We start from the raw sequence: 1,542 nt of genomic DNA on the forward strand, positions 1-1,542 counted from the left end.
TGAGGATCAGTTCGCGGTGTGTGCGTACCGTGCGGGCGAACTTCTTCATCGGCTCGATACGTGAGCGCATTACCTGAGTGCACCACTGATCGAGGAATTTGCCGGCCCACACGGGCGAGATGTAATCCCAGAGTTGCTGGAACTCTTCCTTGAGCAGATAGGCGCGCACGCTGCGCAGGTTGTACTGAAGCAAGTCACGCAGCCGAACGCGTTGCTTGCCAGTGAGATTCTCGCGCCGCTTGAGCAGGCACCAGCGGGATTTCTTGAGCACCGGCTCATAGCCGTCGCGAGTCATGCGCCGGGCCTCGTCGGCACGAACTTCGTCGATCGCCTTGTTCATCTTGGCGACGATGTGAAAGCGGTCGAGGATATTCAGGGCGTTCGGGCAATGACGCGCAATCATCTCCAGGTAGGGTTGCCACATGTCCGAGCACACGAATTCAACCTTCTCACACAGCGGCTTTCCGATCATGGCAAAGAACTTCGCGAAGCTCTCTTTCGTGCGCTCCTGTCCGACCCAGAGCAGTCGCGTATAGCCGGCCTCGATCTGGTAGACGAGTGTGAGGTATTGGTGTCCGCGACCATACTGAATCTCGTCCACGCCGAAGGCGCGGATCGTGCCGAGCTCGCGATGGCTCAGCCCCCAGTCGACGACCCATTCCACTGCGTTGAAGACCTTCTCCCAACTGGTTCGGAAGCTCAGTGCTGTTTCTTTCCAGGACAGCTTACGCGCCCATTGCGCCAGGAAGATCATGTAAGCGCGGGTGAGCGTGTGCTTGCCGTTGGCCCACGGCAGCGCTTCGACCTTCACGCCACAGGCACGACAATCGACGCGCCGCATGGTATAGAGCAGAAACACGGCAAAGCCCCAGACGGGGATAAACTCGAAGCGGCGCTGCGTGAGCGAGTCGTAACCCCGCGCAGGCTGGTGACAGCATGAGCAAATCGGCTTCGAACCTTTGCGCGGCCGAACGTCGATCTCGATGGATTGAGTTGCCTCGCACAGCCGCGCCCCTTCATATACAAAGCCGGGAAAATGATGACAGGCGTTAAGCAGACGGGTCAGCAACATGGTTAGCAAGCCCAGAAACGGCAAGGATAAAGCCGCCATTGTCCCCGAACAGCAAGCGCTTGCGCAGTACGTCCCAGATCTGCATAACTGGCCTGCGTCGTGGCGAGTTGACGACGAGGACATTTCGACTGGACGGGAAATCGTGGCCATACTCACGCCTTTCCTTGAGCATTTGCTAACCTTGGGATACGCACGCAATACATTGCTTCGGCACCGCGATCACATTTGGATGCTCGGCGGCGAAATGATCCGGCGCCGCCACGAAGATCCCGATCTCCTTGCCTTCCCGGCAGCAACCCTTCTGGACAAACTCATCGAGGAAGATGGCGGACCTCTCATCTGGCCGGACATATCCGAGTCCGCACAGGATTCCTTTGATGCAACATGTCGCAAGCTCTATCAGTATCGGAACCGGGCTTCACCTGGCTAGCAGCGCACAATAATTCACCCACAGATTCCGCCGACGATCC

2 protein-coding genes are annotated in these 1,542 nt (G+C 58.0%); one reads left to right on the top strand and one right to left on the bottom strand.

Annotation, left to right across the window (positions count from 1 at the left end; genetic code table 11):
* A partial coding sequence (locus PQQ96_RS41920; RefSeq protein ID WP_459252151.1) for an ISL3 family transposase occupies window positions 1-1,072 on the bottom strand: 1,072 nt, incomplete at its 3' end.
* A 142-nt stretch (window positions 1,073-1,214) separates the two neighbouring features.
* Here PQQ96_RS41920 and PQQ96_RS41925 point away from each other — a divergent pair.
* Window positions 1,215-1,502: a hypothetical protein gene (locus PQQ96_RS41925; RefSeq protein ID WP_408303278.1), complete on the top strand. Its 288-nt coding sequence runs from the start codon at window positions 1,215-1,217 to the stop codon at window positions 1,500-1,502.
* Window positions 1,503-1,542 lie beyond the last annotated feature (40 nt).

The sequence above is a fragment of the Paraburkholderia sediminicola genome, assembly GCF_046027825.1.
Taxonomy (GTDB): Bacteria; Pseudomonadota; Gammaproteobacteria; order Burkholderiales; family Burkholderiaceae; genus Paraburkholderia; species Paraburkholderia sediminicola_D.